The organism is Streptomyces flavofungini, from assembly GCF_041028215.1.
In the GTDB taxonomy this organism is placed as follows: domain Bacteria; phylum Actinomycetota; class Actinomycetes; order Streptomycetales; family Streptomycetaceae; genus Streptomyces; species Streptomyces flavofungini_B.
In genome coordinates this window covers 1-3,196 of record NZ_JASKYR010001028.1, presented here as the reverse complement: position 1 = coordinate 3,196, position 3,196 = coordinate 1, and the positions used below count along the sequence as shown (strand labels likewise).

The 3,196-nt window shown below is 76.2% G+C and carries 1 protein-coding gene and 1 pseudogene; both read left to right on the top strand.

What is annotated here, in order from left to right; all coding sequences use genetic code 11:
* A partial coding sequence (locus AB8Z36_RS38000) for a hypothetical protein (protein ID WP_369217929.1) occupies positions 1-752 on the top strand: 752 nt, incomplete at its 5' end.
* A gap of 83 nt (positions 753-835) precedes the next feature.
* Positions 836-2,938 (top strand): annotated as a pseudogene (locus AB8Z36_RS37995) (hypothetical protein); the annotation flags it as partial.
* Positions 2,939-3,196 lie beyond the last annotated feature (258 nt).

Genomic DNA, 3,196 nt, shown 5'->3' with positions numbered 1-3,196 from the left:
GCTACCGCGAGGACCCGCCCTTCGCCCCCCCCCCCCCCCCCCCCCCCCCCCCCCCCCCCGCCCGGCTCGCCGACGCCGTGGCCGCCGGGCTCGGACTCGTCGTCCTGGAGGTCTCCCCGCGCGCGGGCATGGCCGTGACCGCCGCCGAGGACTCCGTCTTCGCCGTCCGCATGGGGGACTACGCCCGCCGCGCCGCGACCGACTCCACCGACCGCTTCCTGCACGGCCTCGCGCACCTCGCCGTCGCCGCCATGGCCTTCCCGCGCCCCGAGGACCTCGCCGACGACGGCTACATCGGCCGGGTCACGGTCAACGGCGTCGACGCGTTCGTCCGCCAGGCCTGCCGCCGCCTGGAGGAGCGCGCCGAGGAGCAGGGCGAGAACACCGACCCGGCCACCGACGCCCCGGGCCTTGAGGCCGCCTGGCGGATCTGGGCGCGGCGCAGCTCGACCGGCGCCACCAAGGACGCCCGCCGCCTCGCCGGTTCGACCACCGGCATCATCGGCAAGGCGGTCGCCTTCCTCACCGACTCCGGGTTCCTCCAGCGCACCGGCGACGACTCCGGAGGCACGTACCGCACCACGGCCCGCTATCAGCTCCAGGTGCGCGACATGGCGGGCAGCGCCGCCATGGCCGAACTGCTCGACCTCGGCGTCGTCCCGGTCACCGACGGCTCGGCGACGCTGCTGCCGCCCGAAGACACCGACGACCTGGAGCTGGCCGCCGACGCGGGGCTGCCCTTCCACTCCTGACCCCTGCCCCCCGGGCCTTTACCGGGGCCCGCTCCCCTCAACCACCCGCCGTCTACGACGACTTACGACGAGAGTCCGCCGCCATGTACGAGCTGTCCCGGATCCGCCTCTACTCCATCGGACCGGCCGGTGCGCGCTATGCCGACACCGTGCTCGACCTGCGCGGCGTGGGCGCCGAGGTGCCGAACCCCGCACCCACGCAGGCGGAGTTCTTCGAGGACGAGCCGGTCGGCCCGCCGCGCCGCCCGGCCCCCGCGGGCGTGCTCTTCCTGGAGAACGGCGGCGGCAAGTCCGTCCTGCTCAAGCTGATCTTCTCGGTGATGCTGCCGGGCCACCGGAACACCCTCGGCGGCGCGAGCTCCGGAGTACTGCGCAAGTTCCTGCTCGCCGACGACTGCGGGCACGTCGCCCTGGAGTGGCAGCACACCCTGACCGGCGAGTGCGTGGTCGTCGGCAAGGTCAGCGAGTGGCGCGGACGACAGGTCTCGAACGACCCCCGCAAGTTCGCCGAGGCCTGGTACTCCTTCCGGCCGGGCCCCGGCATGAGCCTGGACTCCCTGCCGGTCGCCGAGTCCACCGCGGTCCGGCCGTCCGCCGAGGGCGCGTCGGGCGCACAGGGCCGCAGGCGCACCATGAAGGGCTTCCGCGACGCGCTGACCGAGGCGGTCAAGATCTACCCCCACCTGGAGGTGCACTGGGAGGAGATCCACGACCGCTGGAACGAACACCTCGGCGACCTCGGCCTCGACCCCGAACTCTTCCGCTACCAGCGCGAGATGAACGCCGACGAGGGCGAGGCCGCGGGCCTCTTCGCGGTCAAGAAGGACTCCGACTTCACCGACCTGCTGCTGCGCGCCGTCACCGACACCCGGGACACCGACGGCCTCGCCGACCTCGTGCACGGCTTCGGCAACAAGCTGGGCCGCCGGGCCGAGCTGATGGCCGAGCGGGACTTCACCGCGGGCTCCGTCGATCTCCTCGGACGGATCGTGGAGGCCGCCGAGGCGCGTGCGCGTGCGCGCGACGTGCACGCGGGCGCCGAGCGCAGGACCCGCACCCTGGCCCGCAGGCTCTCCGCGCGGGCCGTCGAGGAGCGGGGCCGCGCCGCCACGCTCGCCGAGCAGGTCACGGCCGCCGCCCACACCGTCACCGAGGCCGAGCGCGCCCGCGGCAGGAGCGCCCTGATCTCCGCCGAACTGGCCTACCGCCACGCCTCCCTGGCGCTCACCGTCGCCGAGAAGGCCGCCGCCGCCCAGCGCCGCGAGCTGGCCGACGCCCGTACGCTGCACTCCGCCTGGCAGGCCGCCGAGGCCGTGCTCAGGCACCGCGCGGCGGCCGACCGCTCCGCGCGCGTGGCCGCCGCGATCCGCGAGGCCGAGCGGGACGCGGCGCCCGCCCTCGCCGCCCGCGCGCAGGCCGCGTCCGATCTCGTACGAGCCCTGCACACCGCCGCCGAGGGCGCGGAGAACCTCGCCAACGAAGAGGAGGAGCGCTCCGCGACCCTCCAGGAGACCGGCGAGACCGCGCACCGCGACGCCACCGCCGCCGCCACCGAGGCCCAGCGGGCCCGCAGCGAGGCGGGCCACCTCCGCCAGCGCCTCAGCGAGGTCGAGCAGGAGACCGCGGAGGCGGTCCGCGCGGGCTGGCTCGACGACACCGCCCCCGACGCCGACCCGGCCCGCGCCGCGCTCGCCGCGAGCGACGCCGAGAAGACCGCCGTCGCCGCCTGGGACACCGCCCGCGAGGCCGCCCGCCGCGCCGCGGACCAGGCCAGGGAGGCCGCCGCCGCCGAAGCGAGGGCCGAGCTGACGGCCGCCCGCGCCGCGGACGCCGCGAGTGCCGCCGAGTCCGCCCACGAAGCCGAGCGCAGGGCCGCCGAGTCCCTCGCGGGCGACGAGCGGCTCGCCGAACTGCTCAGCCTGCCCGCCAGGGAGAGCGGCAGCGGCGTGCCCGCGCCCCGCAAGGGGACCGAGGGACCGGCGCGTACCCCAGGACCTGCCGCATCCGTCCCGGGCACCGCCGCCCTCACTGGCGCCGCCCTCACCGTGGCCGAACTCGACCGCTCCGCCGACGACCTGCGCGCCCTCCTCGAAGAAGGCGTCGCCTCCGCCGAGCGGCAGCTCTTCGACCTGCGTACGGCGGCGGCCGACGACTCCCGCATCCTCGGCGCCCTCGGCGACGGCGGACCGGGGCAGCAGCGCGGCGTCGGCGAGGGCCCCCCCCCCCCCCCCCCCCCCCCCCCCCCCCCCCCCCCCCCCCCCCCCCCCCCCCCCCCCCCCCCCCCCCCCCCCCCACATGCGAGCAGCCTACACCCAAGGTTGCCTCGCTTCATAAGTTGAGTTGTTGCACTTATTTAGTCGGTGTGCTCTTCTGGAGTGGTGGCCGCGGCGCCCCTCCCCGCTGTTCGAGCGCTCTGTCGCCGTCGTTGTCGCGCTTCATTTGGG